This window comes from Pantoea sp. AS142 (assembly GCF_037152305.1).
Lineage (GTDB): Bacteria > Pseudomonadota > Gammaproteobacteria > Enterobacterales > Enterobacteriaceae > Pantoea.
Window position 1 is genome coordinate 591,166 of the sequence record NZ_JBBCMO010000002.1, and the last position, 25,624, is coordinate 616,789.

Below are 25,624 nucleotides of genomic sequence, written 5' to 3' on the forward strand. Positions count from 1 at the left end.
CACAAAGCGAGCGTGATTTAAACAGTTTGAACCGCGTCAGCAGCCATTCGGGCCAAGGGATCCTGCTGATAAAACTGGCGCAGATGTTGATACATGACGGGAAAACGTTCGGCAAGCAGAAGCGGGGCCGTAAAGAAATATTCAGAGAGCACGGCGAAGCACTCAGCGGCATCGCTGGCGGCGTAAGGATCAATCGTGGCGGCCTGTTCACCCACCAGTTCGACTTCACTCTCAATCTCCGCCATTGCGGCCCGCAAATCCTTTTCCCATTGCGCCACGTCACGTAGCGGTATCACCGGAACGCCGCTGGTGTAACCGCTGCCGCGGGCATCCAGCTTATGTGCCACCTCATGGATCACCAGATTAAAGCCGGAGAGATCGAACGAGTCCTGAATATCGAGCCAGTTTAGTACTACTGGCCCCTGCGTCCAGCTCTGTCCGGCGTGAACGGCTGGCGCGCTGTGAACCAGCCCATCTTCATCCTGCCACTGATCGGCGACCTTAAACGGCTCGGGATAGATCAGCACATCATGAAAACCGTCCAGCCACTCCAGACCCAGTTTCAGTACCGGCAATGAAAAGAGCAGGGCAATCCGCACGCTGCGTAGCTCATCCAGCTCTGTCCCCCCGAGAGGCACCAGCGTTTTCTGTTGCAGAAAACGCTTCGCCAGTGCTACCAACGCCTGTTTGTCAGCCTCATCAAGCAGGCTGAATACAGGCTGGGCCAGCCCCTGCTGCCACGGCAGCGCAGCCAGCGTGGTGACGTTGTGCGTTTTCCAGGGCCATTTAAACATCGCAACTCCTGCACAGAACCGGACTATTTCGCTATCCTGACGTGCCAGACATAAAAATGCCAGCATCGAATGCTGGCATCAGATTCTGGCTACAGGGCTGAAGACTGTCTATTCAACCCGTTAGCGCAACCGCTGTCTGTGATTCAACCCGCAAAGCGGGGGCTGAGGTATTAGTTGCGTTCGATGCGCTTAAACTCAATAACCCAGACCCAGGGATTCACTTCCCAGCTGGTGGCGCCATACTGTTTTTCCCAGGCTTTGCGATACGCCTCTTTAGGCGACTCAGAATTAACGTTCATCGTGAAGAAGTTATTAAGAAAGTGCGAATCGGTCTGTACACCTTCCGCCATAATGTCATCTTCACTGATATCCTGAATCTTCTCAGCGCGAACGCCGGTAATTTCGAGATTGATGCGACTGGCCCAGCGAGGCATATGAATGGCGGTCTGCCAGCCAAACTCTTCTGCTTTCGGGGTGCTCATCGCATGCTGACCCAGCTCATTGCTGTCAGCACGATACTGGCAATATTCCGGCAGGCGAAACGGCGTTGGGTCACGTTCATATTCGGCCAGAGCGCTCTCTGGCACCATCGGGCCACGCCAGGTTTCCCGCACCCAAAGTATGTCACCGGGTTTGCCATAAGGGCACTGATAGCTGATGTCGGTCATCGACATCATTTTGTAACCATGCTGATGGTTAGCACTTACATCGAAAGCGTGTACGCCCTCATGATGATCCTGACCCGGACCAAAAGCCTGAGTTTTCATAATGCGCCGGGTTTGTGTTTGCTGGCCAACCAACAGGGCACGAACACGCTGTTCGGAAAAAAGAATCGGCCGTTCTTTCATTGATTACCTCTTTTTATTAGTAGAACCCGGTATTGCTGTAAATAACCATTTGCTTCACATATGGGGGTTACCCGAAAAGCTTTAAATCATTTTACTTAATAATTTGTCTGTCTGACAGATACTTTAAAAGTGTCACTTTGGGTGTTAAAAACCCGCAAAGTGCAAAAAGCGCACCAAAGCGTATTACGCAACCGGCTGACAGCGACGAACAGCCCAGATACAGTACGTTATAACGGTAAAAATAGGAACCTTTTCAGATTTTTTCACCTGTTTTTACCGACAGTTTTACAATTAATCACGTGACAGAAAAAAATACAGCGCTGGATTTGATAGCCTGATGGAGTGAGTCAAACATTACTGCTGTTAAACTAATTTTCATAGCAGCAATTTGCTAAGGAATAGCTGAAAACCGCCCAAATTGCGGTTGTTGTGCAACAGAGATGCTATACATATGATCCAGATCTCATTTTTCTGCCGTAAAGCGCTGACAGCGCCGCTCTTTTCAACCGCACTGTAAAAAAAGTGTCATTAGCCAGTCGCTATGATGGTTTGCCGTTCGCGCACTGATCGCGACAGAGATTTTGCTGTCGAACACTACTGGGAGATAAATTATGTCACTCGCACTCTGGCAATCTCGCTACGAAAGCTGGTTTCAGGCGAACTGGATCCACGACGACAGCGCACACGATATTGCCCACCTGCGGCGCGTCTGGATGAGCGCGCAGCGCATCATGTCCGGCACTCTCGCGGATCCGCTGGTGGTGCTCACCGCCTGCTACTTTCACGATGTGGTAAACCTCCCGAAGAATCACCCGGAACGTCATCTTGCCTCCACCTATGCCGCAACGGAAACCCAGCGTATTTTGCGGCAGGATTTTCTCGATTTCCCTGCTGAACGAATAGATGACGTAATGCATGCCGTAAAAACCCACAGTTTCAGCGCCGGTATAGCACCTCAGACGCTGGAAGCCAAAATCGTGCAGGATGCGGATCGGCTGGAGTCGCTGGGCGCGATCGGGCTGGCGCGGGTTTTCTACACCGCCGGTGTGCTGAATCGCCCGTTATTCGACAGCCAGGATCCGCTGGGTAAAGAGCGCGAGCTGAATGATGTCAAATGGACGCTGGATCATTTCCAGAAAAAGCTGTTGCGTCTGCCGGAAACGATGCACACCGAGACAGGCCGCATGCTGGCTGAGCATAACGCCGATTTCCTGGTGCGCTATATGGCCAAGCTCTACGCAGAGCTGCAGGGCAATCTGGTGGGTATGGATGAGGGCGTATTGCGCGATTTCACCCCGTTGCGTACCGAATATTAAATTTTTATGACCGTATTTTAATCGAAACAGTCATCCGGTAGCGTGGAGTAATAACAAAAAGGAGCTGCCCGATGACCGACACTGTTAATTTGACGATTAAAATTGATCCCGAGTTGAAAGAAACGATTAAACAGCTGGCGCTGGAAAACCAGATTTCGATGAGCCAGGAGATTGTGCAGCGTTTGCAGGCCAGTCTGGATACGCATCCACATCCGGCAATTGATAACCAGGACATCACCGAAGAGGCAGCTGAAGTATCCAGTGCAACTGACGTGAAGGCCGTGGGATTAAGCGCCACGGAGTTGAAGCAAATTCGCCTGCTACTGAAGAAGCAGAGCAAGAAGAAGAAATAAAACAGAAACCCGTCGCAAGACGGGTTTTTTTATTCTCGCATATCTGGAGTTGGGTCGATCTGGCCGCAACGTATAAATTCAACGCCCAGGAAACAGGGGCAGAGGAGAAACGCTTTCCGCGCCATGGACGGTGCGGTCTGAGCGGTCATGGATGACAGTTTTTGCGTCTTTCCGGTCTGACCTGCTCCCTGAGCAGGCCGGATCTCACCGGTAATCCGGGCAGTTTAGCAAGAACCTTAACCCCGCCGGCAGAGGGATTTTTCATTGCAAAACGATTACGACGTTAGCTGACGGATATGCGGCAGCAGCAGCTGTGCCACAGCCGCAAACACCGGTACCACCACCGAGTTACCAAACTGCTTGTAAGCCTGGGTGTCCGAAACCGGAATGCGAAACGGCTCGTGGCCTGGCACATCGAAGCCCATCAGGCGGGCGCACTCGCGCGGGGAAAGACGGCGCGGTCGGCGCGCCATGTTGTCGGCATCCTGAAAATCCGCTTCGCCCAGCGAACTGTCCCAGCCGCGATCGATCAGAATCTCTGAGCCATCTTTGTAGTAACGCGCTGACAGCGTACGCACGCAGCAGTCAGGATTACGGGGATCGTTGAGGCCAAAGCCGAAGCCATTACCTTTGGCTCTGTGTTTTTTCGCATACTGGTAGAGGTAGCCCCACAGCACCGGCGACAGAATATATTTGTCGTCAGGTGCGTGTTCCAGCAGGCTCTGCAGGCTTGGTACCTGCGCCGGGTAGAAACGGCGGATATCGCGCAGCGTAAAATCCTGCTTTTTAAGGTCACGGCGAATACCGACCAGCACAATGCGTTCTCGATGCTGGGGCAGGAAATGACGCGCATCGATTACTTTGGCATCCGGGCTGCTGGCGCCGGCATCCGCAACGTCATAACCCAGCTCATCCAGCGTTTCCATGATTATGGCGAAGGTTCGGCCCTTATCATGGCTCTTGAGGTTTTTCACATTCTCCAGCACAAAGAACGGCGGCTTCTTGGCAGCCAGAATGCGGGCCACATCGAAAAACAGTGTGCCCTGCACCTGGCACTCAAAACCGTGAGCGCGGCCCAGCGCATTTTTCTTGCTGACGCCCGCCAGCGAAAAGGGCTGGCAGGGGAAACCGGCCAGCAGCACCTGATGATCGGGGATCGCCGCATCAATCGCGCGGTAGATCTCTTCATCGTCGGTCAGCCCTTCCGGCTGGGTGATCTGACGGATATCGGTATTGAAGTGATGTTCCAGCGGATCGCTGTAGTGGTTGGCTTTGTAAGTGCGAACCGCCTCTTTATTCCATTCACTGGAGAATACACACTTGCCGCCGATCGCCTCGAAGCCTTTTCGAATGCCGCCAATCCCGGCAAAGAGATCGATAAAACGAAATTCAGGATTATCATAATGGGCAGGTCGGGTCGGCAGCAGCCCTTGCAACAGTGACAGTTCCGTCTCACACAGCTGTGGCAGGGCGCATTTACCCTGACGAATCCTGTTCATAAGGGCTGGCGTCCAGCCGGTAAATCCCGCCTGTTGTAGGCGAGATGTGAGATCACGAACCGAATAGATTGCCAGCACCTGCTCAAAGAGTTCAGACACATCAGCAGATGGAAGTGCAGCAGAGAATGGTTCAGCGAGAGCGGCGGGATGCATGCGTTTTTCCTTAACAGTAAGGCGCCTATGCTATCACTCCTGAGGCAGTGAGGAAATTGCCGGGATGTGCCCTGTATCAGCCCCCCGGAATCTTCTGTCAGGGCGGCGCCTTTTCCGACGTCTGGCGGCGGCTTTCGCTTTTCGTGGCGCAGACTAAAGTTACAGAACCAGCAAAAAAGGAGAGTTTATGGCTGATGTTCACTCCAGCGAAATACGCAGCAAAAATATGCGTGCCATTCGCGCTCAGGATACGGTTATTGAGCAACGTATTGCGCTGTTGCTGAAAGACCGCGGTTTCAGCTTTCGCGTGCAGGATAAAAACCTGCCGGGCCGCCCCGATTTTGTTCTGACAGAACACCAGGCGATTATTTTTGTTCACGGCTGCTTCTGGCATCGCCATCACTGCTATCTGTTTAAACTGCCGGCGACGCGCACAGAATTCTGGACCGGCAAAATCAGCAGCAATGTTGAACGCGACCGGCGCTATGTGCGCCAGCTACAGGAGGCTGGCTGGAAAGTTCTGATCATCTGGGAGTGTGCGCTACGTGGCAAACTACGCCTGGCGGATCAGGATCTGCTGGAGCGGCTGGAGGAGTGGCTGCTGGCGATGTCGGTGAGTACCGAGATCGACCATCAGGGCATTCATCATTACAACGCCGATTGCTAATCACAGACATAATTGGTTAGATCTGCCTTTCTCCGTGGCCAGGAGCCTGAAATGAGCAGCATAAAACTGACGGTAAAACGTCTGTACCAGATTCGTGACGAGCGGATGGTAAACACCAAAGCGACCGCGCGGATCTATTGCGGCGACAGACTTATCGCCACGGAGGAGATCACTGGCATGACCGAAAGCCCGGTCAGCAAATATTTGCATGCTGAAGGAGCAGCAGGTGAGACAGTACGGGTGGAGTGGGATTGTGAGGGGATCGCCGAGATGACCGTAACGGAAATTGAGCGCTGCCCATGTTGTCAACATAACGAACCAGACGAAGGATAAGATTTTGGCGGGAACCAGTTTACTGACTTTACTTGATGATATTGCAACACTTCTGGATGATATTTCCGTCATGGGGAAAGTGGCGGCGAAAAAGACGGCTGGGGTACTGGGTGACGATCTGTCGCTGAATGCTCAGCAGGTCACCGGCGTGAAAGCCAATCGTGAGCTGCCGGTGGTGTGGGGCGTTGCCAGGGGATCGTTTCTTAACAAACTGATCCTGGTGCCGCTGGCGCTAATCATCTCGGCGTTTGCACCCTGGCTGATTACGCCGTTGCTGATGATCGGCGGTGCCTATCTCTGCTATGAAGGCGTGGAAAAAGTGATGCACACACTGCAGCAGGATAAGCAGAGCAAATCACCGGAAGCGCGCAAGCAGCGGCTCGATTCGCTGGCGAATCAGGATGCGGCAGAGTTTGAAAAAAAGAAGATTAAAGGCGCGGTACGCACCGATTTTATTCTCTCTGCGGAAATTGTCGCGATTACCTTAGGCATCGTGTCGGAAGCGCCGCTGCTCAACCAGGTCATTATCCTGGCGGGCATCGCCATTCTGGTCACTATTGGTGTTTACGGCATCGTGGCGGCCATCGTAAAAATTGATGACCTTGGCTTCTGGCTGCGTGAAAAATCCTCCCGTCTTGCGCAGGGTACCGGCAGCGTGCTGCTGGCTGCCGCGCCCTGGCTAATGAAGATTCTCTCGGTGGTTGGCACCATCGCTATGTTCCTGGTCGGCGGCGGTATCGTGGTGCACGGTATCACGCCGCTGCATCATCTGATCGAAGAAGTCAGCAACGGCTTCAGCGGCTGGATCGCCATGCTGCTCAGCAACGGCGCCAACCTGGTGCTCGGTTTTATCATTGGGTCGATCGTGCTGTTAGTGGTTAACCTTATTGCCAGAGTGCGCGGAAAATCGGTATAAAGCGCACTGTGATTTACGGTCAGGAGTCAGGAGAATGACGATGAACGACGACATGTTTGAATTTGATATCGATGCTCAACTTGAGCAGGCTGAAGCGAAAGCGCAGAAAAAAGCCAGCGAAGTGCCGGATGATCTCGGTGACGAAGCCGATTGCGAAGGCTGTAAAATCTGACGTCAGCACCATCACTTCATCTCATCAAAGCGGATAATAGGTTTTATCCGCTTTTTTTATTTTCCGCCTATCTCTCTGATTAATTCTGAATTTGCCCTATTTTTGCGTGCCTTAACAGGCAGGAACCTGACTCACCTGCTATAAAGAAAATAGTCACCCAGGTGAATAACACACAGGTTAATAAAAGGAGAGCAACATGACTTTCGCAATCAGTGAAGAAGTGCAGCACAAGGAAGAGGGGCACACCATGGTGGTGACCGGCTACGCGAGTGGCATGGTGGAGTGCCGCTGGTATGATGGCTATGCCGTGCGCAGCGAAGCTTTTCGTAGCGATGAACTTTGCGCTCTGAACCCCGCGCAGCAACGGGTGAGCTGATGAGCATCAGGCCTGGAGTCGTGCGACCCGCCAGGCCCGCTTTCTGTTTTCCTGTGGTCCGGCACATTCTCTGTGCCGCCCCGTGTCAAACGTTACCGTCGTTATCCTCTTCAACCGCTTGATAGATACGCTGCAAAACATCCGGGAAGGCTGACTGTACGCGGCTCCAGCTGGGTATAAAAGGCTTATCATTAGGACGCTCAATAAAGGCCTGTCCCGCTTCAAGAATAGACTGGGTGAACATCTCTACCGCGGCCTCTTCGACATGCTGATCAAATTTCAGCCCGTTCATCGCCGCCTCGTGGTTATAAGTCTCCATCATATCCAGCGCATTACGGTAATAGGTCGCCTTTAGCACCCGGAACGAGTCGCTGGTCAGCGGCACACCCATCGTGGCGAGCTTACGCAGCAGTGACTGAACAATATCGCTGCTCATGCGCTTCAGGCCGCCGGTGCCATCATCCTCAGCCAGCGGCTGATGTTTGTGATCGTAGTTGTCGGCGATCTCAACCTGGCACGACTGACGGGTAGTGTAGTTACGGTAAATCTCCGACAGCACGCCAATTTCCAGCCCCCAGTCGCCGGGAATTTTAATCCCGTTTAGCACATGCGTCCGCATGGCGAACTCCCCGGAGAGCGGATAGCGGAAGCTCGACAGGTAATCCAGATATTCTGAATGGCCATACACTTTCTGCAGCGAGCGCAGCAGCGGCCCGACCAGCAGACGGCCCACGCGTCCATTAAGCTTGCCATCCGCTACACGCGCATAAAAGCCCTTACAGAACTCATACTGAAATGCCGGGTTTGCCAGGGGGTAGAGCAGGCGAGCCAGCATCCCGCGCTCATAGGTGACGATATCGCAGTCATGCAGCGCCACACAGCTGGTCCGGTCTGACGCCAGCGTATAGCCGGTGCAGAACCAGACGTTGCGCCCTTTGCCAGGATTGGTGGGTGACAGACCCTCTTTATCCAATTCCGCATCAATCGCCTTCAGACGCGGGCCATCATTCCACAGAATGCGATGCCGTTGCGGCAGGCGGGAGAAGAACTCTCGGGCAAACAGGAACTGGTCGCGGTCGGCACGATCCAGACCAATCACAATTTCATCCAGATAGGGTACTTTAGCCAGCTCATCGACGATTTTCGTCAGCGCCGGGCCTTCAAGTTCGGAAAACAGCGATGGCAGGATCAGCCCCATTTTGCGTTTGCGGGCAAAGCGTACCATCTCTTTTTCCAGCGACTCCACGCTACGGTGGGTGAGGTTGTGGAAGTTGGTGATTACGCCATTCTGATAAAAGTCACTCATCGCATCATCCTTTTAATGCCCGTGGGCAGCTCATTGAGGTTGAATCAAAAAATAGTCCAGCCCTTCACGCCAGCCCTCGGGGCCACGGTGAGCGGTGTGATAGACCTGCTGTTGATCGGTACGGCTGAGCGTTACCGGTGTTTTGCTGTAGCCCTTGATCACCACCGCATAATCAACTGCATCCAGCATCGGGGCGTCATTAGGCCCGTCACCCAGTCCGATTGTCGTGTGTGCCTCACCGGATGCGTGGTCCAGCAGCCAGCGCAGTGCGTCGCCTTTGCCGCAGCCCGCTGGCATCACATGCCAGAAGCGTCCGCCCTGGGTCAGTGCCAGCCCTTCAGCACGCAGTGCATCATGGAACGGGTCAAATGCCGCATCACTGTCGCGCCAGACAATCACTTCTGAAGCGTCACGTTGCCGTGACAGTGCCGCATCTGCCTCACTCAGGCCGGTCATCGAAGCCACTTCAGCATCAGAGAAATCATGAAAACCGGTAAAACGGTAATCTGTTTTTAAGGTGGCCAGCCGCTGACAGATGGCGTTATAAGTCAGCGTGCTATCGGGCAGGCGAACCCGCTGCTGATCGCGGGTCTGCACCACGGCACCATTCTCAGCAATAAACGGTGAATCATTGATGCCGAGCCTTTTTTGTAGCGGGATAATCTCGGCTGCCGTTTTGCTGGAGCAGATCACCAGCGGAACAGTATGCTCCTTCAGGGCGGTGAGCCATTCGGTGGCCGCATCCCAGCGATAGGTATGATGGTCAAGTAATGAACCATCCAGATCGGTAATAATCATTAACGGTTGTTGAAGATCGGGCATTGACAGGCTCCTTTCATCACATTCACGGCTAAAGCAGCGATTTTTCAATATTATAGTTGAATATGGCGCTCACTTTAGTTCCTCCCACGCTGGCTGAACATCCAGGATAATTCTTAAAAAGAAATGACATTAAAAGTGGGGATGCAAGAGGTGTACTGGCGCTAAGTGGCTGTCCGGCGCGGTGTTTTCGGTAACGGCGGTTCCCTAATTACCAGCTATGTTACAGAAAAGTGCATATCTGATACTTGTTTCAGCCAGGAGATAGCGTAATCTGCAGAGGTGTTAAGAATTCCCTGGTGTAACGAATTGAATTTTTTACCCGGCCATCGCGCCGGGTATTTTTTTGAAATCGATTTCAGCGGTTAGCTTCATAGGCGCGATAATCACAAATGTCGATTTCAAACGCCTCCGCCAGTTCGGTATAGGAGTGGAAAACCCGGCCTTCAATTTCCAGCCGCGGCGTCTGATCGTGCTCCATATACTCCCGTACCTCCCCAGGCGTTCTGGCCTGAATGGCCGCCAGTAAGCCCTCGACATCAACCTGCAGATCGGACGGCTCACTATTATGCTGCTTTTTGTCTGTCATTTTCAGACTCCTGAGAGCAAACAGAATAATCAGTATAGAACGCGGTGCAGAAAGGTGGAGGCGGGCAGATCGCAGACAAAAAAAAGCCCGCGCTGCGCGGGCAAAATCCTTGTTACTTATAGGTTGGCTGCACCTATGGGAGTGGCGCAGTGGGAGAAGTGTAAAGGCCAGGCGCGTAAGAAGTCTTGCGGTGTAATGTTAAGACATTGTAAAAGTATACACTTACTCAGATTTACCTGACTTTTCGCCAGATCAGAGCAGATTCGGCTATAGTTGGTGATAAAGCTGATTTTTATCAATACCTAAAGGAATGGTTATGGACATCTTAAGAATTATTATCGCGATTTTGCTGCCACCGCTGGGCGTATTTATGCAGGTTGGGTTTGGCGGCGCCTTCTGGCTGAATATCCTGCTGACGATCTGTGGTTATATCCCTGGGATTATCCACGCCGTCTGGGTCATTGCCCGCCGCTAACGCGCTGCATCGCCTCGGTTCTTCGTTTAGACTGTATTCAGTAAATAATCAGGAGAACCGAAATAATGAAGGTAAATGACCGCGTCAGCGTCAAAACCGATGGCGGCCCGCGTCGCGTTGGCACCATTCTGGCTATGGAACCGTTTAATGAAGGCACCATGTTCCTGGTGGCGCTGGAAGATTATCCGCTGGGCATCTGGTTTTTTAATGAGCTGCACCAGCCGAATGGCATTTTCGTGGAGCCTTACCACGAAGCATGAGTCCGACGCGCAATAAAAAAGCCGTCTTTCCGCATGGCGGGAAGGCGGCTTTTTGCTGCCGGAGATTAAGCCTCCAGAGTCACCGCTGAAGGTTAACCGGCATGCGTTTAGAACGTTTCCCAGTTATCGCTGCTGCCCGCCAGGGCCGGACGGGGTGTCAGAGCCGGTGTTTTGAGCGGTGAAGGGGGACGAGCAACCACACCCGCGGTGGCCGGCGAATCCTGCAGGCGGAAGGCTGCCACCGCCTGCGTCAGTTTAGCCGCCTGATCTTCCAGCGAGGCCGCTGCGGCTGAGGCTTCTTCCACCAGCGAGGCGTTCTGCTGGGTGACGTTATCCATCTCGGTGACCGCCTGGCTCACCTGCTGAATACCGCGGCTCTGCTCGTCCGATGCCGCCGCAATCTCCGACATAATATCGGTAACGCGCCGTACTGCTTCGACAATTTCATCCATGGTGCTACCGGCTGCGCCAACCTGATGTGAACCGTCATTGATCAGTGTGACCGACTCAGCAATCAGGGATTCAATCTCTTTGGCTGCCTGCGCACTGCGCTGGGCAAGGCTGCGCACTTCGCTGGCCACCACTGCAAAGCCACGGCCCTGCTCACCGGCACGTGCTGCTTCAACCGCCGCGTTCAGCGCCAGGATATTGGTCTGAAACGCAATGCTGTTAATGACGTTAGTGATCTCAGCAATCTTCTTCGAGCTGCCGGAAATGTTGGTCATGGTTTTCACAACGCTGCTGACCAGCTCACCACCGCTGCGCGCTTTGCCAGAGGCATCTGCGGCAAGCTGGCTGGCATGATGCGCATTATCGGCGTTCTGCTTCACCGTGGCGGTAAGCTGTTCCATGCTGGCGGCGGTCTGCTCCAGAGCCGCAGCCTGCTGCTCGGTGCGTGAAGAGAGATCGGTATTACCGGCTGAAATTTCGCTGGACCCCTGGTAAATCGCAACGGCGCCTTCACGCACGGTGCCGACGGTGGTCACCAGCGCCTGCTGCATCAGCTGCAGATTGTGGATTAGTGTACCGATCTCGCTGCGGCCGTGGGGCAGGGGAGTGGAGGTCAGGTCCCCCTGCGCAATGCGCTCAATACGCAGCACCGACTGACGCAGCGGATTAATCACCACGCGGCGCAGGAAGACAAAGGTCAGCAATACCAGCACCAGCGCGGCGCTAAACGCTACGGCCATGGCGATAAAGCCGATGCGCGACTGTTGATCGGCTTCGGCGGTTATGGCATTGGCCCGGTCCGTACGGATCTTGATCGCCTTTAGTAACACGGTGTTATAGTCGTCATCCAGCTTGCGCGTAACGTCCGTCTCCTGAGCGATGATGCCTTCAAAGCTGCCCTGCTTACCGGCATTAATCATCGGTATCAGGCCTTTGTTAATGTAATCGTTGAAGCGTGTCTGAAGCGTGGCATCCAGTTCAGTGTCTCCAGCTGTCTTCACTTCGCGCGCCTGATAGAACGCAAAGCCATCTTTTGCCTGTTGAATACGTTTCTCGGCAGCAGCAATGTTGGCGCGAAACTCATCCATTTCACCAATACGCGCGGCAGCACCTGCATGAATAATGGTCAGACGCGCCGTACGCAGGTGGTTTGAACTGTTAGAGAGGCCCATACGAACCTGAATTTCGTCCGTGGCATCATCGAGGGAGTGATTGCTTGAAATCAGAAAGTAACTGGCGAGACCAATACAGAGTGCGAACAGCAGCAAAATGCCGCTGAAGATGAGGCTAAACAGGGGCACCAGGCGGATATTCTGCCATATGCCCGCGCTTTTCTGTCCATCATTATCTAATGCAGTATTCATTTCCTTGCTCTCTTGAGGCTGTTGTTATAGGGCTTAACATCGGCAAAAGAGAGTAAAGGCTTAGCAGGAAGAGTGAGACTTAGATCGCAATTCAGAGCAAAAGAAAACCGGCCATAAAGGCCGGCTTTTCAGGTAACATGATCAGCGAATATTAACGTAAATACCTGAGGTCACATTATCGGTTAAACGTACCACATGATAAATAACCTGCTTATTATGGGTTTTAATTTTACGTTTAATATTACCTTTGTGTGACGATACCGTTTTGGCCTTAATTTGCATTTTATCTGAGATCTGGATGGTATCATGACCCGACATCCACATCTTCAGCATGTTTGACTCAGTCTGGCTCAGCGTTAATGGATGAACATCCATGCCCGAAGAGATGCGTGCAGACTGGTTAAGCTTCTTCTGCAAATAGGTGCTGAGTAAGGAATCCAGCGTCGATGTCTTCATCGATTTTGACGTAATAATCAGGTTCTTACGAACGTAGAGATATTCCTCAAAATGGATATTACTAATCGCCATGAAAATAAAGAACAGCGTGTCAGGATGCTGCGTAATAATGCTGCGGATACGTTCGCTGGAATCTGATTCATGAATGAAACAATCTTCATTAATAAAGACGACACCAGGATTTAATTGCTCACATTTCTGCTGTAGTTGCTCAATATCGGAGACAGAAGAGATATTTTTCTTCTTAACTCCCTTTGAAGACATATAGTCTGATAATCCCAGGCGTGTGTAGTTACAGGAATCCATAATAATAGTTGGCATAATAGCAACCCTCACCAATTTGTTATCCGTTTAAATCAACGATGAATACGCGTTGCGGTACGAGAGAGATTTCTTAGGTACTTTTTTATTCTGCTCGTGCAGTTTGGCAACAGGCAACCGCCCGTAAAAGTCTTCATCCCTGACCCGATCTGCAAAAAATTTGTGCTGCCATGACGTCACCCATTCTCCGGCAACGGCGGAGAATGCCAGTGAACAGCCAGAGATTAAGTAAGACGCATTTTTGGGAGCGATGTCACTATCCCTGAAAACACGGCGCTTTCTGATAGGACAATTCTCAAAAACATTTGTTTTACGAAAGTGTGATGTCTCAGCGTGCGTTGACAATGCCGGAAAAAACATTTTTTAACAAGAAAAATCACCTAAAGATTTTTTTCTTTTAAATTCAGTATATTGCCTTTTTTGCCAGCGCATTCACAGACTGACCGCTTCTGTGAACCACCCAACTAAAATACGCGAAGCCCGGTTTAATAAGAATTATTTTCAGACTCTCTGCACATTTATCAGAATTTCCTTAGTTGCATTCTGGAAAACATGGTGCGGAAAATGCACGGATGGTTTTGCAATACTTAAGTGTCGTTATGCAAAGATAGTTAGAAACTTAATGTTCAGGGACGGGATAGTTCTGTCAGGAACAGGGCGAGTAAATCAAATATTTCACCGAACAAATGCTCACAGAACGGGGCGAGAAGGGGCATCAGCAAGCTGATGGTTAAAATTCCGACTGATAAGGTAATCGGGAAGCCAATTGCGAAGATGGATAGCTGTGGTGAAACACGGTTTAACAAACCCAGGACCAGATTGACCATGAGTAATAAAACGATTAAGGGTAGCGCTAACATCATGCCATTAAGGAAAATTAATCCGCCCGATTTCACCAGCGCCATAAACGCATTGGCATTTAGCGGCTGACCGCCAATCGGCAGTGTATGAAAACTGTCCGCCAGTAGCGAGATCAGCCACAGGTGACCGTTAAAGGTCAGAAACAGCAACATCGCCAGCATGTCGAGAAAACGGGCCAGAACCGGCATGTTAAGACGGCTGCCAGGATCGAAAAAGGTGGCGAACGAGATCCCCATCTGCAATCCAATCACTTCCCCGGCAAGGCGCACGGCAGCAAAAGCGAACTGCATGGTGAAGCCAAGCGCGATACCAATCAGCATCTGCTGAATCAGCAGCAGGAAGCCAGCAGGCGAAAACAGGGTGACATTGACCGCAGGTAACAGCGGCATCAGCAGCCATGTGATCATCACCGCCAGACCGATTTTGACACGTTTGCTGACGGATCGTTCATTGAGGATTGGCGCAGTGGCGAATAACGCCATGATGCGCACCAATGGCCAGAAGAACTGGCTGACCCACTGCACCAGCTGGCTGCTGTCGAGAGTAATCATCAGCCGATGATGTAAGGCAGGTTGGTAAAGACGGTACGGATATAGTCCAGCAGCAGATTCAGCATCCACGGGCCGGCAATGATACCGGTGGTGGCAACCGCCAGGATCTTAGGAATAAAGGATAAGGTTTGTTCGTTGACCTGGGTCGCAGCCTGGATCAGGCTGATCAGCAAACCGCTGACCAGTGCGGCCAGCAGCAGCGGGGCGGCCAGCATCAGGGCGACGCGCATCGCTTCCTGTCCCATTACCATTACTGATTCGGGTGTCATATGTTGCTCCGGTAAAAAGGGGGATCAGGAGTAGAAGCTTTGTGCCAGCGAACCGACCAGCAGTTGCCAGCCATCGACCAGAACAAACAGCATCAGTTTAAACGGCAGCGCGATAGACGCTGGCGGTACCATCATCATGCCCAACGCCATCAGGACGCTGGCAACGACCAGGTCGATGATCAGGAACGGGATAAATACGGTAAAGCCAATCTGAAAGGCGGTTTTCAGCTCGCTGGTGACATAGGCGGGCAGCAGAATACGCATCGGGACGGCTTCAGGACCGGCAATCGGGGCGGTATTCGCCAGCCGGGCAAACAGGGCTAAATCTGCTTCGCGGGTCTGACGTAACATAAATTCACGCAGCGGCTGGGCGCCTTTATCAATCGCCACATCCATGCTGATCTTGTCCTGGCTGAACGGCAGATAGGCGTCCTGATAAATTTTGTCGAAGGTCGGCGCCATAATAAAAAAGGTCAGAAACAGCGACAGTCCAAGCAGCACCTGGTTAGGCGGAGCCGACGGCGTGCCCAGGGCGTTACGCAGTAAACCAAACACAATGATGATACGGGTGAAACTGGTCATCATCAGCAGCACGGCCGGAATAAAGGTCAGCGCAGTGATAAAAACCAGCGTCTGTACCGGCAGTGACCAGCTCTGACCGCCATTCGGCAGCGAGTGACTCACCAGGCCAGGCAACTGAGCATGGGCAACCGGTGCCAGTAACAGCAGTGGCAGTAAAGGAAGCAGTCGACGCATCATTGTGGTTTTCCGGGACGTTTAACCAGGTTCTGTAACAGTTGACGAAAATCCTGTGGCGCACTGTTAACCGGGGTCAAAGAGACCGGCTGACCCGGCGGCAGAGTATGCAGATGCGTAATCTGCTGAGCGGTGATGCCCAGTACCAGACGGGCATCGGCGGTATCGACAATCACCACTCGCTCACGCTGGCCCACTGAGACGCTGGCTGTGAGTTTAAGCTCCTGGCTGCTGACCTTTTTCGGCGCGAAGCCGACACGGCGTGCCAGCCAGGCGCAGGCCAGAATCAATAAGATAATCACCGCTAACACGCTGCTGACCTGTGCCAGCATGGAGCCGGTCGAGATCGCCTGAGCATGCGGTACAGCCGGTTGCAGCGTTTGATTCTGGCTATTCATATTCAATGACTCTTTAGCGACTCAGACGACGCATACGTTCAGAGGGGGTGATGATATCGGTGATACGCACGCCATATTTATCGTTCACCACGACCACTTCACCCTGAGCGATCAGGTAACCGTTGATCAGGATATCCAGCGGTTCGCCCGCCAGGCCGTCCAGTGATACCACCGACCCCTGCGCCAGACGCAGCAGCTCTTTAATGGTCATTTTGGTGCGGCCCAGTTCCACGGTGAGTTTCACCGGGATATCCATAATCAGATCGATATCCTGCAGCGATCCAGCGACGTTGCCGCTGTCGAATGATTTAAAAACTTCGTCGGTCTGCGGCGCAGTGCTGCTGCCGACCTGCTCATTCATCGCCTCAGCCCACAGATCGTCCGCAGAGATATCGTCAGACGGTTTATTACTGTCAGTCATGGGGCTGTTCCTCGTTCAGCGAATTCAAAATCGGGTTTATCAGGTGTTCGACACGGAGCGCGTACTGACCATTCATCGTGCCATATTGGCTGGTTAAGACCGGGACGCTATCAACATGCGCGATAATGCGTTCCGGTTTCTCAATCGGCAGCACATCACCGGGTTTCAGCTGCAAAATCCGTGACAGACGCAGTGAAGTTTCGGCAAAGTGAGCGATCAGTTCCAGCTCAGAGTGCTGCACCTGTTTGACCAGGTTGTCACGCCAGTGGTTATCTTCCTGACGGGAGTTTTCGAGCGGTGGATTCACCAGCAGCTCGCGCAGCGGTTCAATCATAGAAAACGGGATGCAAATATTAAACTCACCCACCAGGTTACCAATCTCCACCTGGAACGGCGTGTTAACCACGATGTCGTTCGGTGAAGTGGTAATGTTGGTGAACTTGACCTGCATCTCTGAACGCACATACTCGACGTCCAGTGGATAAATGGCCTTCCATGCGTCGCTGTAACCATCCAGCGCCAGTTTCAGCATACGGCGAATAACGCGCTGCTCGGTATGGGTAAACTCACGGCCTTCGACTTTTGTCGGAAAACGTCCGTCGCCACCAAACAGGTTGTCAACGGCGATAAACACCAGGCTCGGTGAGAACACCACCAGCGCGGTGCCGCGCAGCGGCTTCAGGTGGATCAGGTTCAGGTTGGTTGGCACCGGCAGATTGCGGGCAAACTCGTGATACGGCTGAATCTTAATCGCCCCAACGCTGATATCCGGGCTACGGCGCAGCAGGTTAAACAGCGCCATACGGAAACTACGGGCAAAACGCTCGTTAATAATCTCCAGCGCCTGTAAACGCTCGCGCACCACGCGGCGCTGGGTATTGGGATCGTAAGGGCGAATATCGCCCTCGGGCCCGTTTTGTTTCTTTTCTTCTTCCGCGCTGCCACTGTCGCCGTTTAAAAGGGCGTCAATTTCAGCCTGGGAGAGAATGCTATCGCCCATTGATTCACCTCAAAATGAAGGCAGTAAACAGCACATCGTTTACGGCCTGCGGAGGTTGACCTTTTACCAGCGGGGGTGCCAGCGCCTGTTTAATTTGTTCTACAAGCGCCTGCTTTCCTTGCTCTGTCGCCAGCGCCGCAGCGCTCTGACGCGAGAGCAGCAGCAGCAAACGGCTGCGCACCTCAGGCAGATAGTCATTCAACCGACGCCGGGTATCCTCATCGGCCAGACGCAGGGTAAAGCCTACGTAAAGCACGCGGTCAGGATCGTTGTCGGGATTGACCAGGTTAACCGTAAATGTATCAAGTGCAAAAAAGACCGGAGCGGGAGGCGGTTCAACTTTCGCCACCTCAGGCTTATCGCCCTCATGTTTGTTCATTATTCGCCAGACTGCATAGCCTGCCACGCTGCAAGCGGCCAGCGTCACAATGAGCAACACCGGTATTAAGAGTTTACGTTTGCGGCCTTTTGCTTTCGCGTTATCAGACATGGTAGCAGTTACTTCCTGTGAATTATGGGCAAGCCTCTCGGCTCACGGGACAGATTATCCCGCGTCTTAAGTCAAACCAATGGGAAGAAAAGACGCGGGTTTTACGCTTACCTTCAGCGTTTGTCGCTGTCAGGCAAAAGTGTCGACGGCGCTGTTGCCACTGACGCGAGCCTGAAGGGCAGCGGGAACGGCAATCGGCGTAATGTCGGTGTCACTGTCCTGGGAGAGGGAGAAGCGGCCATGCTGTCCATCGCGGCGCGCCTCCTGCTGCTGCTGGAAGCTCTGGCCCTGCGCGGAACTGTCACTGCTCACCTGACTCTCGCCCAGGTTGATACCGCTTTCTGCCAGCGCGCTGCGCAGCTGCGGTATCGCGGCTTCCAGTGCCGATCTGACGTGGCTATGGCTGGAGACCAGACTAATTTGTGCCTGGTCGTTATCCAGTTTCAGGCTGATCTGGATAGCGCCAAGGTCTTCCGGATGCAAACGTAACTCCGCGTTCTGCTGGCCGTTGCGACTGAACATCACAATCTGCTGACTCAGCGCCTGCTGCCACTCGTCGCTGCCCAGTTGTGAGTTGAGCATCGGCGTTGACGGTGTGCTGCTGGTCGCGGAGGCGGTCACCGGTGCGGGCAGGCTGCTGGCACTGGCGATCGGCGTGGTATCGAGCGCGTTATCGCTGGCGCTGGCTTTAATCGCAGCCTGATCATCCTGCTTAACCATATTGCTCAGCGCCTGCTGGAAACTAGCGTCGAGCGTCAGACCGCTGCTGGTCGCACTTTGCGCGGCGGTGCTGCTCTGGCTGGCGGCAGTACTGACGGCCGGTGTGCTCTGCGCAGCACTTCTTTCCCCTGGCTGTTCATCTTTTCCCGCTGCGTGGTTCTCCTGCGCACTGTTAAGCAGTTGCGTCAGCGAGGCCTGTGTTTTACGGCCCGTGTCGGTCTGGGCAATCAGCTCGCCCGCCTCACTGCTGACCGGGGTCGGGGTAGTGGCAGGGACAGCTGCAACGCCCGGTAACATGGCGAACAGCGCCTGCACATTCTGCATGTCGCTGGCGCTTAAGGGGGCGGCATCGGGCTTGTCTTTATCATCGGCTGATTTTGACCCAGCTTTAATATTTTCCGGTTTAAACAGAGCGGTCAGCGCCGCTGGATTATCCAGTGCTGCCATCAGTGTATTCAGGGGGGCCTTTGAACGAGCGTCATCGGCAGTTTCGGCTTTAGCGTCAGTGGATTGCGCGGCTTTTCCCTGCTGTTTAGCCTGGCCGAGCAGCTGGTTTCCCAGCGCAGTCAGAAAATCCTTTGGCAGGGCATCAGCACCCGCGGCAAGGTCAGTTGAAACTGTTGTTTCCGCGTCGGTTTTTACCGCCGCTTTCATGGCAATGTTTGGCAGCGTAATCATTCGCCTCTCCTCGATGCGGCCCGTTGGGCAAATTCATCCATCCGTTTCTGATCGAGACGGTTTTCCTGTCGTAAAGCATTTTCAGCTGCCCGCGTAATCAGGGTCTGATAGGCGTTCAGCCGCTGCTGTTTGTCACGCCAGTTGATTAGCGCCTGCTCCAGCCGCTGGTTCCAGTTATTGAGCTGGTTGCGGTGCTGTTCAATCGCCTTTTCCAGCGTCTGAATAAACTGGTGATAGTTCGTCCAGCGGGTGTTAGCGATACCCGATGACATATCATCGTTGAGCTTGTTGCGATATTCGTCCTGATAGTCGAGCAGCATGGTCAGCTGCTCGTTAGCGGCATGCTGGCCGCGTCGCATATCGCCTAAATAGATGGCGGCGCGTTCGAGATCCTGCTCCGCTAAGTCGCGCAGCGTATCAATGGCATTTGCAGTTTTCATTGCCGTTACCTCGCGTTAATTCGTGTGACTAGCCAAACAGCGCATGCAGATGCAGGCTGGCGTCGTCGTAATCGCTGCGTTCAAAGATGCCCTGTTGCAGGAAGGCTTCCATCTGCGGATAGAGCTTGATCGCTTTATCGAGCATTGGATCGCTGCCGGCGGCATAGGCACCCACACTGACCAGATCGCGGTTACGCTGGAAACTGGAGAGCAACTGCTTGAACTGGCGCACCTGCGCATAGTGGTTCTCGTCGATCAGCGAGGTCATCGCACGGCTGATCGAGGCTTCGATATCAATGGCCGGATAGTGACCCGCTTCGCCTAGCCGACGCGACAGCACGATATGGCCGTCGAGAATGGCACGCGCGGAGTCCGCAATCGGGTCCTGCTGATCGTCGCCTTCGGTCAGTACGGTATAGAAAGCGGTGATCGAGCCGCCACCGTCGATACCGTTACCGGCACGCTCAACCAACGCAGGCAGTTTGGCGAACACGGAAGGCGGATAGCCTTTGGTAGCCGGGGGCTCACCAATCGCCAGGGCAATTTCACGCTGCGCCATGGCGTAGCGGGTCAGGGAATCCATAATCAGCAATACATGCTTGCCGCGATCGCGAAAATCTTCAGCGATGCGGGTAGCGTAGGCCGCGCCCTGCATACGCAGCAGCGGCGAGACGTCCGCCGGGGCGGCGATCACGACCGAACGGGCGCGGCCTTCAGCACCGAGTATGTTCTCGATAAAATCTTTGACTTCGCGGCCACGTTCGCCAATCAGACCAACCACAATGACGTCTGCTTTGGTATAGCGCGCCATCATGCCGAGCAGCACGCTTTTACCCACACCCGAACCGGCGAAAAGGCCCATACGCTGACCGCGACCGACTGTGAGTAGGGCGTTAATCGCCCGAACGCCGGTATCCAGCACGTCGGTAATCGGCGTACGCTGCAGCGGGTTAAATGGTGGGGTGTTCAGCGGCGCGCGATAGCCGGTATCTGGTGACGGCAGGCCGTCCAGTGGCCGGCCGCTGCCATCAAGTACGCGGCCCAGCAGTTCTGGCCCCAGCATCAGCTGTTTGCCCGCCTGCGGGTTCTCACCATTCTGGCGCGCATAAACCCGCGCACCCGGTAAAATGCCGTCCACTTCTTCCAGTGGCATCATCAGCAGCTTCTGACCATTGAATCCCACGACTTCGCTTTCGATTTCGCTGATGGTTTTGCCATCATTACGTTCGATCACGCAGGTCGCCCCCAGGGGTAGCTGTAAGCCAGTCGCTTCCAGCACCAGGCCGGTAGCGCGGGTCAGGCGGCCATAACGGCGTACTGGCTGCACCTGGGCGATGCGTTTCTCAAAGGCGTCGAGCGAGCCCAGCCAGCGATTCAGACGGGTGGTCATTACACTTCTCCTGGTGCAGCAAGACGGCAGAGTTCCTGCCAGCGTGTCGCGACGCTGGCATCCAGATCGCCATCTTCAGCGCTGAGCTTGCAGCCGCCAGGATGGAGGGTATTGTCAGCTATCAGGCGCCAGCCATGCAGATCCAGCGTTGGGCCCAGGGTCTGCTCAATGCGTTGTAAATCGTCCGGGTGAACCCGCAGTTGCGGTTTACCGCTGAACATCGGTTCCTGCTGCAGTAAACCCTGAATCTGGCGCAGCAGGGCAGTGCCATCCACCGTGGTTGCCTGACCAATGACTGAGCGAGCGGCTTCCAGCGCCAGCTGCATCAGGCGGGCAGCAATCACGCTGTCCAGTGATTCCAGCGTGTTCTGGAACTCCGTCACCAGTTGCTGCATCCGCGCCTGAAGTGGCGCCTGCTGCTGCTGGGCATCGGCCAGACCCTGCTGAAAACCGGCGTCATAGCCGGCTTTCTGACCTTCGGTAATACCCTGCTGATAGCCTTCGTTGTAACCCTGGCCCTGTGCCTCTTTACGCATCTGCTGTTGCAGGCGTTCGAGCTGCTGTTGCTGCTCATCAACGCCGTCTTCAGCTTCGTAAATTTCTGGCTGCAGTTCAGGTTCAGGCTCATCAAAGCGGCCTAAATCATTGGGCTGCCAAAGCTGCCAGGGGCGGGCAGAAAATGCATCAGACATACGTTTCCTCGCCACCACCAATCACCATCTCGCCCGATTCGGCCAGGCGGCGTACCACCAGCAGGATCGCTTTCTGTTCGTTTTCCACTGCAGACATACGCACCGGACCCCGGTTGGCCAGATCGTCGCGCAGGATATCGGCCGCACGGGCAGACATGTTTTTGAGGAACTTCTCGCGCAGTGGCTGTTCGGCACCTTTCAGTGCAACCAGCAGCTGCTCGGACTCCACTTCCTGCAACAGACGCTGGATGCTGCGGTCGTCCACTGCCACCAGGTTTTCGAACAGGAACATCTCGTCGATAATTTTCTGCGCCAGTTCGCCATCGAAGTCGCGTACGGCTTCGATAACCGCCTCTTCCTGCTGTGTCTTCATCAGGTTGATGATCTCGGCTGCTGTTCTCACGCCGCCCATCTTCGCACGCTTGAGGTTGGTGCCATCCAGCAGGCCGTTCAGCACTTCGGTCAGCTCAGCCAGCGCGGCTGGCTGCACACCCCCAAAGGTGGCGATACGCAGCATCACGTCGTGACGCAGACGCTCGTCGAACAGCGCCACAATATCGGCTGCCTGGGCACGCTTGAGGTGGACCAGAATAGTGGCGATGATCTGTGGATGCTCGTCGCGAATCAGATCGGCAGCGGCCTGCGGCTCCATAAAGTTGAGCGTTTCCATGCCGCTGGTGGTTTCGCGCGTTTCGAGAATGTCCTCCAGCAGGCTGGAGGCACGTTCTTCGCCCAGGGCACGGGTCAGCACCGAACGCAGGTATTCATTGGAGTTCAGACTCAGCGCCGCGAACTGCTCGGCATCCGCTTCGAACTCACGCAGTACTTCAGTCAGCTGTTTATGCGACACCTGACGCATGTTGGCCATTGCACCGCTCAGGTGCTGTACCTCGCGCTGGTTCAGGTGTTTGAAAACTTCCGCGGCGCGCTCTTCACCAATGGTCATCATCAGGATGGCGCTTTTTTCGGTTCCGGTCAGACTCATAGCTCTTTACTCATCCATTCGCGAATTACCAGCGCGACAACGCGCGGATCGTTTTCTGACATGTCGCGGATGCGCTGACTCATCACTTCTGCGCTCATGCGGTTGTTAGACTTACGTTCCTGATCCAGCTCATCTTTGCTGAGCTGCACATTAAAGGCTTCTTCTTCCGGCTGCTCTGTGGCACGGGCGGCAATGGCTTCAGCGGCGGCTTTCTCTGCGGCCTGCTTGCGAACCAGGTGCGGACGAACCAGTTTGCGATAAAGAATGAAGGCGACCAGGGCAATCAACAGCCACTTACCGGCGTTCATCAGCTGATCAAAGAAGGACTGCTGTTGCCAGAAGGGCAGATCGGCGGTCATCGGTTCCGTGGTGTTGAACTGCGAGTTCACCACGTTGACGCTGTCGCCACGGTTCTGGGAATAGCCCATCGCTTCTCGGGTCAGATCTTCAATCTGCTTCAGTTGCTGTTCGTTTAGTGCAACCGCTTTGCCTTTATCGTCAGCACGGAAGTTCACCACCACCGCAACCGACAGGCGCTGTACATCGCCGACATTCACTTTGGTATGACGAATGGAGCGATCCAGTTCGTAGTTCACCGTGTCGTCACGACGCGAGTTGGTCGGTGTCGAGCTGGCTGCGGCGGTGTTGGTGGCCTGGCCGGCGTTGTTCTGTCCGTTAGCATTCTGACCATTGGCGTTCTGGCCATTGGCTGCATTGTTGTTCGGCGTCGTCACCGGCGCGGTATTGGCTGGCGCAGGCTGGTTAGAGAGCGCGCCCGGCACGCCGCCCGGATAAGGGCTGCCCGACTGGTCGCTGGTACTGGTCTGACGCGAGCGGATCGCCGTGTTAGACGGGTTAGCGTTAGGTTGATATTTCTCGTCGGTCTGTTCGCTGGTGTCGAAGTTGATCTGCGCGGTAACCTGCGCATGCACATTGCCCTGGCCGAGAATCGGATTCAGGATCGCTTCAATCCGTTGCTGGTAACGCGCTTCAACTTCAGAGGCATACTTCAACTGCGCGTCATTCAGATCGCGACCGGCGGAATCAGAGCGGGTCAGCAGGCGACCGGACTGATCGACCACGGTGACGTTGCCCGGCGGTAAACCGGCGACGCTGCTGGAAACCATGTGGGCGATGGCCTGAATCTGGCCTTCATCCAGCGCACGGCCAGGCTGAAGGGTTAAGGTGACAGAAGCGGAGGGCGCTTTCTGCTCACGCACAAATAAGGTCGGTTTTGGCATCGCCAGATGAACACGGGCGCTTTTGACCGGGCCAAGCGACTCGATGGTGCGGGCCAGTTCGCCTTCCAGGGCGCGCTGGTAGTTAACCTGCTCGCTGAACTGGCTGATACCAAACTTCTCTTTATCCAGCAGTTCAAAGCCCACAGATCCGCCTTTTGGCAGACCCTGCTGAGCCAGACGCAGACGCAGCTCATGTACGTTCGCTTCCGGCACCATCAGCGCGCCGCCGTTTTCGGCGAAGCGATAAGGGATGTTCATCTGCGTCAGCTGCGTGACGATGGCACCGCCATCTTCATCAGTGAGGTTGTTATAAAGGACGCTATAGCTGGGCTGCTTCGCCCAGAGCACCATCGCGATCACTATCGCCACAACGGCGGCAGCGGCGACGATTAAAGGAATACGCGGATTTGCGCGCAGGCGAGCGAGCAGGTCACCGAAGCCTTTCTTTTCTTGTTCTGTTGTGGCGGCTGTACTCGCATTCATGACCGATTCCTGCCTGACGTAATTGACCGGGTAAGTTGAGATGGCAAAACAGACTCCCTGACCTGCGTAGATAAAATTTCCACTTCAATGCCAGGCATTATTAGGTGATAAGCAAAATTCGATGGCTGGATAAGGTAGGGTTTTTGATGTCATTTAGCGGCTTTGTCTCATTGACAACGTGCTAACTTTTACCCACAGAAAAATCATCACCCTCTTTAATAAGGTATCGTTCATGTCCATTCAGGCAATTGACGGCGTACTGCAGCAGCTTCAGGCGACCTCACTGCAGGCCAGCAACCGAAGCAGTGAAGCCACTAATCAGATCGATTTCGGTGCGACCATGAAAGCGGCGCTGGATAAGATCAGCGAGACGCAGACCACCGCCCGCACCCAGGCGCAGGATTTTGAGATGGGTAAACCCGGTATCGCGCTGAATGACGTGATGGTCGATCTGCAGAAATCGTCAATCTCAATGCAGATGGGTATTCAGGTCAGGAACAAGCTGGTATCTGCCTACAGTGAAATTATGAATATGCAGGTTTAGGTGCGTAACTGTCTGACGCTGATCTGGTCTGCGGGACGGGCATGTTGTTCGAGTATCCATGTCGTACACATCGCTCATTTTCGTGTTGATGAGCGATAGCGGGTCGGTATTGTTCTCTGACGTCCAGTCGCCATAAACCCGGCATCTCTTCTGTGCATTGGGATGATCCTTTTGCAAAATGATGATGCTCGGGTTTGCGTCTGCTGAGAGAACGCGCGATGAGAACCTGAGTCAGGAT

The 25,624-nt window shown here is 54.1% G+C and carries 31 protein-coding genes; 10 read left to right on the forward strand and 21 right to left on the reverse strand.

Annotated features, from left to right (window positions below):
* Positions 1 to 17: 17 nt before the first annotated feature.
* Positions 18 to 794 carry a DgsA anti-repressor MtfA gene (gene mtfA, locus WFO64_RS07655; protein ID WP_337010390.1) on the reverse strand — a complete coding sequence of 259 codons (777 nt, stop codon included), beginning with the start codon at positions 792 to 794 and terminating at the stop codon, positions 18 to 20.
* A 170-nt stretch (positions 795 to 964) separates the two neighbouring features.
* Complete coding sequence (locus tag WFO64_RS07660; RefSeq protein ID WP_337010392.1) at positions 965 to 1,642, reverse strand: hypothetical protein; 678 nt, start codon at positions 1,640 to 1,642, stop codon at positions 965 to 967.
* Between the two features lie 611 nt (positions 1,643 to 2,253).
* Between WFO64_RS07660 and WFO64_RS07665 the strand changes: the two genes are divergently transcribed.
* Together WFO64_RS07665 and WFO64_RS07670 are read left to right on the forward strand one after the other, a co-directional pair.
* Positions 2,254 to 2,958, forward strand: coding sequence for a phosphohydrolase (locus tag WFO64_RS07665; protein ID WP_337010394.1), 705 nt, complete (start codon positions 2,254 to 2,256; stop codon positions 2,956 to 2,958).
* A gap of 71 nt (positions 2,959 to 3,029) precedes the next feature.
* Complete coding sequence (locus WFO64_RS07670; protein WP_337010396.1) at positions 3,030 to 3,311, forward strand: Arc family DNA-binding protein; 282 nt, start codon at positions 3,030 to 3,032, stop codon at positions 3,309 to 3,311.
* Between the two features lie 275 nt (positions 3,312 to 3,586).
* Here WFO64_RS07670 and dcm read toward each other — a convergent pair whose 3' ends face one another.
* On the reverse strand, positions 3,587 to 4,963 hold the full coding sequence (gene dcm / locus WFO64_RS07675) for a DNA (cytosine-5-)-methyltransferase (protein WP_337010398.1): 1,377 nt from the start codon (positions 4,961 to 4,963) through the stop codon (positions 3,587 to 3,589).
* Between the two features lie 187 nt (positions 4,964 to 5,150).
* Between dcm and WFO64_RS07680 the strand changes: the two genes are divergently transcribed.
* From WFO64_RS07680 to WFO64_RS07700, 5 genes are all read left to right on the forward strand, one after another.
* Positions 5,151 to 5,630, forward strand: a complete 480-nt coding sequence (locus tag WFO64_RS07680; RefSeq protein ID WP_337010399.1) for a very short patch repair endonuclease — start codon at positions 5,151 to 5,153, stop codon at positions 5,628 to 5,630.
* Positions 5,631 to 5,681: 51 nt separating this feature from the next.
* Entirely contained in the window at positions 5,682 to 5,963 is a 282-nt protein-coding gene (locus tag WFO64_RS07685; protein WP_337010401.1) for a hypothetical protein, read from the forward strand.
* A 4-nt stretch (positions 5,964 to 5,967) separates the two neighbouring features.
* Positions 5,968 to 6,879: a DUF808 domain-containing protein gene (locus WFO64_RS07690; RefSeq protein WP_337010403.1), complete on the forward strand. Its 912-nt coding sequence runs from the start codon at positions 5,968 to 5,970 to the stop codon at positions 6,877 to 6,879.
* Between the two features lie 34 nt (positions 6,880 to 6,913).
* Positions 6,914 to 7,051: a hypothetical protein gene (locus WFO64_RS07695; RefSeq protein WP_337010532.1), complete on the forward strand. Its 138-nt coding sequence runs from the start codon at positions 6,914 to 6,916 to the stop codon at positions 7,049 to 7,051.
* A 196-nt stretch (positions 7,052 to 7,247) separates the two neighbouring features.
* Complete coding sequence (locus tag WFO64_RS07700) at positions 7,248 to 7,427, forward strand: YodC family protein (RefSeq protein WP_337010405.1); 180 nt, start codon at positions 7,248 to 7,250, stop codon at positions 7,425 to 7,427.
* Between the two features lie 85 nt (positions 7,428 to 7,512).
* On the opposite strand, the gene WFO64_RS07705 is transcribed toward WFO64_RS07700, so the two are convergent.
* The 3 genes from WFO64_RS07705 to WFO64_RS07715 all read right to left on the reverse strand — a co-directional run bounded on the left by WFO64_RS07705 (position 7,513) and on the right by WFO64_RS07715 (position 10,141).
* Positions 7,513 to 8,733: a glycosyl transferase gene (locus WFO64_RS07705; RefSeq protein WP_003854447.1), complete on the reverse strand. Its 1,221-nt coding sequence runs from the start codon at positions 8,731 to 8,733 to the stop codon at positions 7,513 to 7,515.
* A gap of 30 nt (positions 8,734 to 8,763) precedes the next feature.
* Complete coding sequence (locus WFO64_RS07710; RefSeq protein WP_337010407.1) at positions 8,764 to 9,555, reverse strand: mannosyl-3-phosphoglycerate phosphatase-related protein; 792 nt, start codon at positions 9,553 to 9,555, stop codon at positions 8,764 to 8,766.
* A 355-nt stretch (positions 9,556 to 9,910) separates the two neighbouring features.
* Positions 9,911 to 10,141, reverse strand: a complete 231-nt coding sequence (locus WFO64_RS07715; protein WP_337010409.1) for a DUF2525 domain-containing protein — start codon at positions 10,139 to 10,141, stop codon at positions 9,911 to 9,913.
* A 316-nt stretch (positions 10,142 to 10,457) separates the two neighbouring features.
* Between WFO64_RS07715 and WFO64_RS07720 the strand changes: the two genes are divergently transcribed.
* Together WFO64_RS07720 and dsrB are read left to right on the forward strand one after the other, a co-directional pair.
* Positions 10,458 to 10,616 carry a YqaE/Pmp3 family membrane protein gene (locus tag WFO64_RS07720; RefSeq protein ID WP_003854456.1) on the forward strand — a complete coding sequence of 53 codons (159 nt, stop codon included), beginning with the start codon at positions 10,458 to 10,460 and terminating at the stop codon, positions 10,614 to 10,616.
* Between the two features lie 65 nt (positions 10,617 to 10,681).
* The gene (dsrB, locus tag WFO64_RS07725; protein WP_337010411.1) at positions 10,682 to 10,876 is read left to right on the forward strand and encodes a protein DsrB; all 195 of its coding nucleotides are present in this window, start codon (positions 10,682 to 10,684) and stop codon (positions 10,874 to 10,876) included.
* 107 nt (positions 10,877 to 10,983) lie between these two features.
* Here the strand turns inward: dsrB and WFO64_RS07730 are convergent, their stop codons facing one another.
* From WFO64_RS07730 to fliF, 15 genes are all read right to left on the reverse strand, one after another.
* Positions 10,984 to 12,690: a methyl-accepting chemotaxis protein gene (locus WFO64_RS07730; protein WP_337010414.1), complete on the reverse strand. Its 1,707-nt coding sequence runs from the start codon at positions 12,688 to 12,690 to the stop codon at positions 10,984 to 10,986.
* 141 nt (positions 12,691 to 12,831) lie between these two features.
* Complete coding sequence (rcsA, locus tag WFO64_RS07735) at positions 12,832 to 13,467, reverse strand: transcriptional regulator RcsA (RefSeq protein WP_013358291.1); 636 nt, start codon at positions 13,465 to 13,467, stop codon at positions 12,832 to 12,834.
* 626 nt (positions 13,468 to 14,093) lie between these two features.
* Complete coding sequence (gene fliR / locus WFO64_RS07740; RefSeq protein WP_337010416.1) at positions 14,094 to 14,879, reverse strand: flagellar biosynthetic protein FliR; 786 nt, start codon at positions 14,877 to 14,879, stop codon at positions 14,094 to 14,096.
* Positions 14,879 to 15,148, reverse strand: coding sequence for a flagellar biosynthesis protein FliQ (fliQ, locus tag WFO64_RS07745; protein WP_003854466.1), 270 nt, complete (start codon positions 15,146 to 15,148; stop codon positions 14,879 to 14,881). The genes fliR and fliQ overlap by 1 nt, the downstream gene beginning before the upstream one ends.
* 24 nt (positions 15,149 to 15,172) lie before the next feature.
* Positions 15,173 to 15,904 (reverse strand): flagellar type III secretion system pore protein FliP, encoded by a 732-nt coding sequence (fliP, locus tag WFO64_RS07750; protein ID WP_031593200.1) that lies wholly within the window; start codon positions 15,902 to 15,904, stop codon positions 15,173 to 15,175.
* Positions 15,904 to 16,302 carry a flagellar biosynthetic protein FliO gene (gene fliO / locus WFO64_RS07755; RefSeq protein WP_337010418.1) on the reverse strand — a complete coding sequence of 133 codons (399 nt, stop codon included), beginning with the start codon at positions 16,300 to 16,302 and terminating at the stop codon, positions 15,904 to 15,906. The genes fliP and fliO overlap by 1 nt, the downstream gene beginning before the upstream one ends.
* A gap of 13 nt (positions 16,303 to 16,315) precedes the next feature.
* On the reverse strand, positions 16,316 to 16,723 hold the full coding sequence (fliN, locus tag WFO64_RS07760; RefSeq protein WP_337010420.1) for a flagellar motor switch protein FliN: 408 nt from the start codon (positions 16,721 to 16,723) through the stop codon (positions 16,316 to 16,318).
* On the reverse strand, positions 16,716 to 17,723 hold the full coding sequence (gene fliM / locus WFO64_RS07765) for a flagellar motor switch protein FliM (protein ID WP_003854473.1): 1,008 nt from the start codon (positions 17,721 to 17,723) through the stop codon (positions 16,716 to 16,718). The genes fliN and fliM overlap by 8 nt, the downstream gene beginning before the upstream one ends.
* A gap of 4 nt (positions 17,724 to 17,727) precedes the next feature.
* Positions 17,728 to 18,213, reverse strand: a complete 486-nt coding sequence (gene fliL, locus WFO64_RS07770; RefSeq protein WP_337010422.1) for a flagellar basal body-associated protein FliL — start codon at positions 18,211 to 18,213, stop codon at positions 17,728 to 17,730.
* A gap of 129 nt (positions 18,214 to 18,342) precedes the next feature.
* Positions 18,343 to 19,611, reverse strand: a complete 1,269-nt coding sequence (locus tag WFO64_RS07775) for a flagellar hook-length control protein FliK (protein WP_337010424.1) — start codon at positions 19,609 to 19,611, stop codon at positions 18,343 to 18,345.
* Complete coding sequence (gene fliJ, locus WFO64_RS07780; protein ID WP_337010426.1) at positions 19,608 to 20,051, reverse strand: flagellar export protein FliJ; 444 nt, start codon at positions 20,049 to 20,051, stop codon at positions 19,608 to 19,610. The genes WFO64_RS07775 and fliJ overlap by 4 nt, the downstream gene beginning before the upstream one ends.
* A 28-nt stretch (positions 20,052 to 20,079) precedes the next feature.
* Positions 20,080 to 21,441, reverse strand: coding sequence for a flagellar protein export ATPase FliI (gene fliI / locus WFO64_RS07785; protein WP_337010428.1), 1,362 nt, complete (start codon positions 21,439 to 21,441; stop codon positions 20,080 to 20,082).
* A complete protein-coding gene (gene fliH, locus WFO64_RS07790; RefSeq protein WP_337010430.1) occupies positions 21,441 to 22,133 on the reverse strand; it encodes a flagellar assembly protein FliH in 693 nt (230 codons plus the stop codon). The genes fliI and fliH overlap by 1 nt, the downstream gene beginning before the upstream one ends.
* A complete protein-coding gene (fliG, locus tag WFO64_RS07795; RefSeq protein WP_003854483.1) occupies positions 22,126 to 23,118 on the reverse strand; it encodes a flagellar motor switch protein FliG in 993 nt (330 codons plus the stop codon). Before fliG ends, fliH begins: the two co-directional genes overlap by 8 nt.
* Positions 23,115 to 24,842: a flagellar basal-body MS-ring/collar protein FliF gene (gene fliF, locus WFO64_RS07800; protein WP_337010432.1), complete on the reverse strand. Its 1,728-nt coding sequence runs from the start codon at positions 24,840 to 24,842 to the stop codon at positions 23,115 to 23,117. The genes fliG and fliF overlap by 4 nt, the downstream gene beginning before the upstream one ends.
* Before the next feature lie 232 nt (positions 24,843 to 25,074).
* Between fliF and fliE the strand changes: the two genes are divergently transcribed.
* Entirely contained in the window at positions 25,075 to 25,386 is a 312-nt protein-coding gene (gene fliE, locus WFO64_RS07805; protein WP_013358280.1) for a flagellar hook-basal body complex protein FliE, read from the forward strand.
* The last annotated feature ends 238 nt before the right edge of the window (positions 25,387 to 25,624 follow it).

Excerpts from the sequence above, each read along its gene's own strand:
- mtfA (WP_337010390.1), bottom strand. The coding sequence starts at position 794 with ATGTTTAAATGGCCCTGGAAAACGCACAACGTCACCACGCTGGCTGCG.
- WFO64_RS07660 (WP_337010392.1), bottom strand. The coding sequence starts at position 1,642 with ATGAAAGAACGGCCGATTCTTTTTTCCGAACAGCGTGTTCGTGCCCTG.
- WFO64_RS07665 (WP_337010394.1), top strand. The coding sequence starts at position 2,254 with ATGTCACTCGCACTCTGGCAATCTCGCTACGAAAGCTGGTTTCAGGCG.
- WFO64_RS07670 (WP_337010396.1), top strand. The coding sequence starts at position 3,030 with ATGACCGACACTGTTAATTTGACGATTAAAATTGATCCCGAGTTGAAA.
- dcm (WP_337010398.1), bottom strand. The coding sequence starts at position 4,963 with ATGCATCCCGCCGCTCTCGCTGAACCATTCTCTGCTGCACTTCCATCT.
- WFO64_RS07680 (WP_337010399.1), top strand. The coding sequence starts at position 5,151 with ATGGCTGATGTTCACTCCAGCGAAATACGCAGCAAAAATATGCGTGCC.
- WFO64_RS07685 (WP_337010401.1), top strand. The coding sequence starts at position 5,682 with ATGAGCAGCATAAAACTGACGGTAAAACGTCTGTACCAGATTCGTGAC.
- WFO64_RS07695 (WP_337010532.1), top strand. The coding sequence starts at position 6,914 with ATGACGATGAACGACGACATGTTTGAATTTGATATCGATGCTCAACTT.
- WFO64_RS07700 (WP_337010405.1), top strand. The coding sequence starts at position 7,248 with ATGACTTTCGCAATCAGTGAAGAAGTGCAGCACAAGGAAGAGGGGCAC.
- WFO64_RS07705 (WP_003854447.1), bottom strand. The coding sequence starts at position 8,733 with ATGAGTGACTTTTATCAGAATGGCGTAATCACCAACTTCCACAACCTC.
- WFO64_RS07710 (WP_337010407.1), bottom strand. The coding sequence starts at position 9,555 with ATGCCCGATCTTCAACAACCGTTAATGATTATTACCGATCTGGATGGT.
- WFO64_RS07715 (WP_337010409.1), bottom strand. The coding sequence starts at position 10,141 with ATGACAGACAAAAAGCAGCATAATAGTGAGCCGTCCGATCTGCAGGTT.
- WFO64_RS07720 (WP_003854456.1), top strand. The coding sequence starts at position 10,458 with ATGGACATCTTAAGAATTATTATCGCGATTTTGCTGCCACCGCTGGGC.
- dsrB (WP_337010411.1), top strand. The coding sequence starts at position 10,682 with ATGAAGGTAAATGACCGCGTCAGCGTCAAAACCGATGGCGGCCCGCGT.
- WFO64_RS07730 (WP_337010414.1), bottom strand. The coding sequence starts at position 12,690 with ATGAATACTGCATTAGATAATGATGGACAGAAAAGCGCGGGCATATGG.
- rcsA (WP_013358291.1), bottom strand. The coding sequence starts at position 13,467 with ATGCCAACTATTATTATGGATTCCTGTAACTACACACGCCTGGGATTA.
- fliR (WP_337010416.1), bottom strand. The coding sequence starts at position 14,879 with ATGATTACTCTCGACAGCAGCCAGCTGGTGCAGTGGGTCAGCCAGTTC.
- fliQ (WP_003854466.1), bottom strand. The coding sequence starts at position 15,148 with ATGACACCCGAATCAGTAATGGTAATGGGACAGGAAGCGATGCGCGTC.
- fliP (WP_031593200.1), bottom strand. The coding sequence starts at position 15,904 with ATGCGTCGACTGCTTCCTTTACTGCCACTGCTGTTACTGGCACCGGTT.
- fliO (WP_337010418.1), bottom strand. The coding sequence starts at position 16,302 with ATGAATAGCCAGAATCAAACGCTGCAACCGGCTGTACCGCATGCTCAG.
- fliN (WP_337010420.1), bottom strand. The coding sequence starts at position 16,723 with ATGACTGACAGTAATAAACCGTCTGACGATATCTCTGCGGACGATCTG.
- fliM (WP_003854473.1), bottom strand. The coding sequence starts at position 17,723 with ATGGGCGATAGCATTCTCTCCCAGGCTGAAATTGACGCCCTTTTAAAC.
- fliL (WP_337010422.1), bottom strand. The coding sequence starts at position 18,213 with ATGTCTGATAACGCGAAAGCAAAAGGCCGCAAACGTAAACTCTTAATA.
- WFO64_RS07775 (WP_337010424.1), bottom strand. The coding sequence starts at position 19,611 with ATGATTACGCTGCCAAACATTGCCATGAAAGCGGCGGTAAAAACCGAC.
- fliJ (WP_337010426.1), bottom strand. The coding sequence starts at position 20,051 with ATGAAAACTGCAAATGCCATTGATACGCTGCGCGACTTAGCGGAGCAG.
- fliI (WP_337010428.1), bottom strand. The coding sequence starts at position 21,441 with ATGACCACCCGTCTGAATCGCTGGCTGGGCTCGCTCGACGCCTTTGAG.
- fliH (WP_337010430.1), bottom strand. The coding sequence starts at position 22,133 with ATGTCTGATGCATTTTCTGCCCGCCCCTGGCAGCTTTGGCAGCCCAAT.
- fliG (WP_003854483.1), bottom strand. The coding sequence starts at position 23,118 with ATGAGTCTGACCGGAACCGAAAAAAGCGCCATCCTGATGATGACCATT.
- fliF (WP_337010432.1), bottom strand. The coding sequence starts at position 24,842 with ATGAATGCGAGTACAGCCGCCACAACAGAACAAGAAAAGAAAGGCTTC.
- fliE (WP_013358280.1), top strand. The coding sequence starts at position 25,075 with ATGTCCATTCAGGCAATTGACGGCGTACTGCAGCAGCTTCAGGCGACC.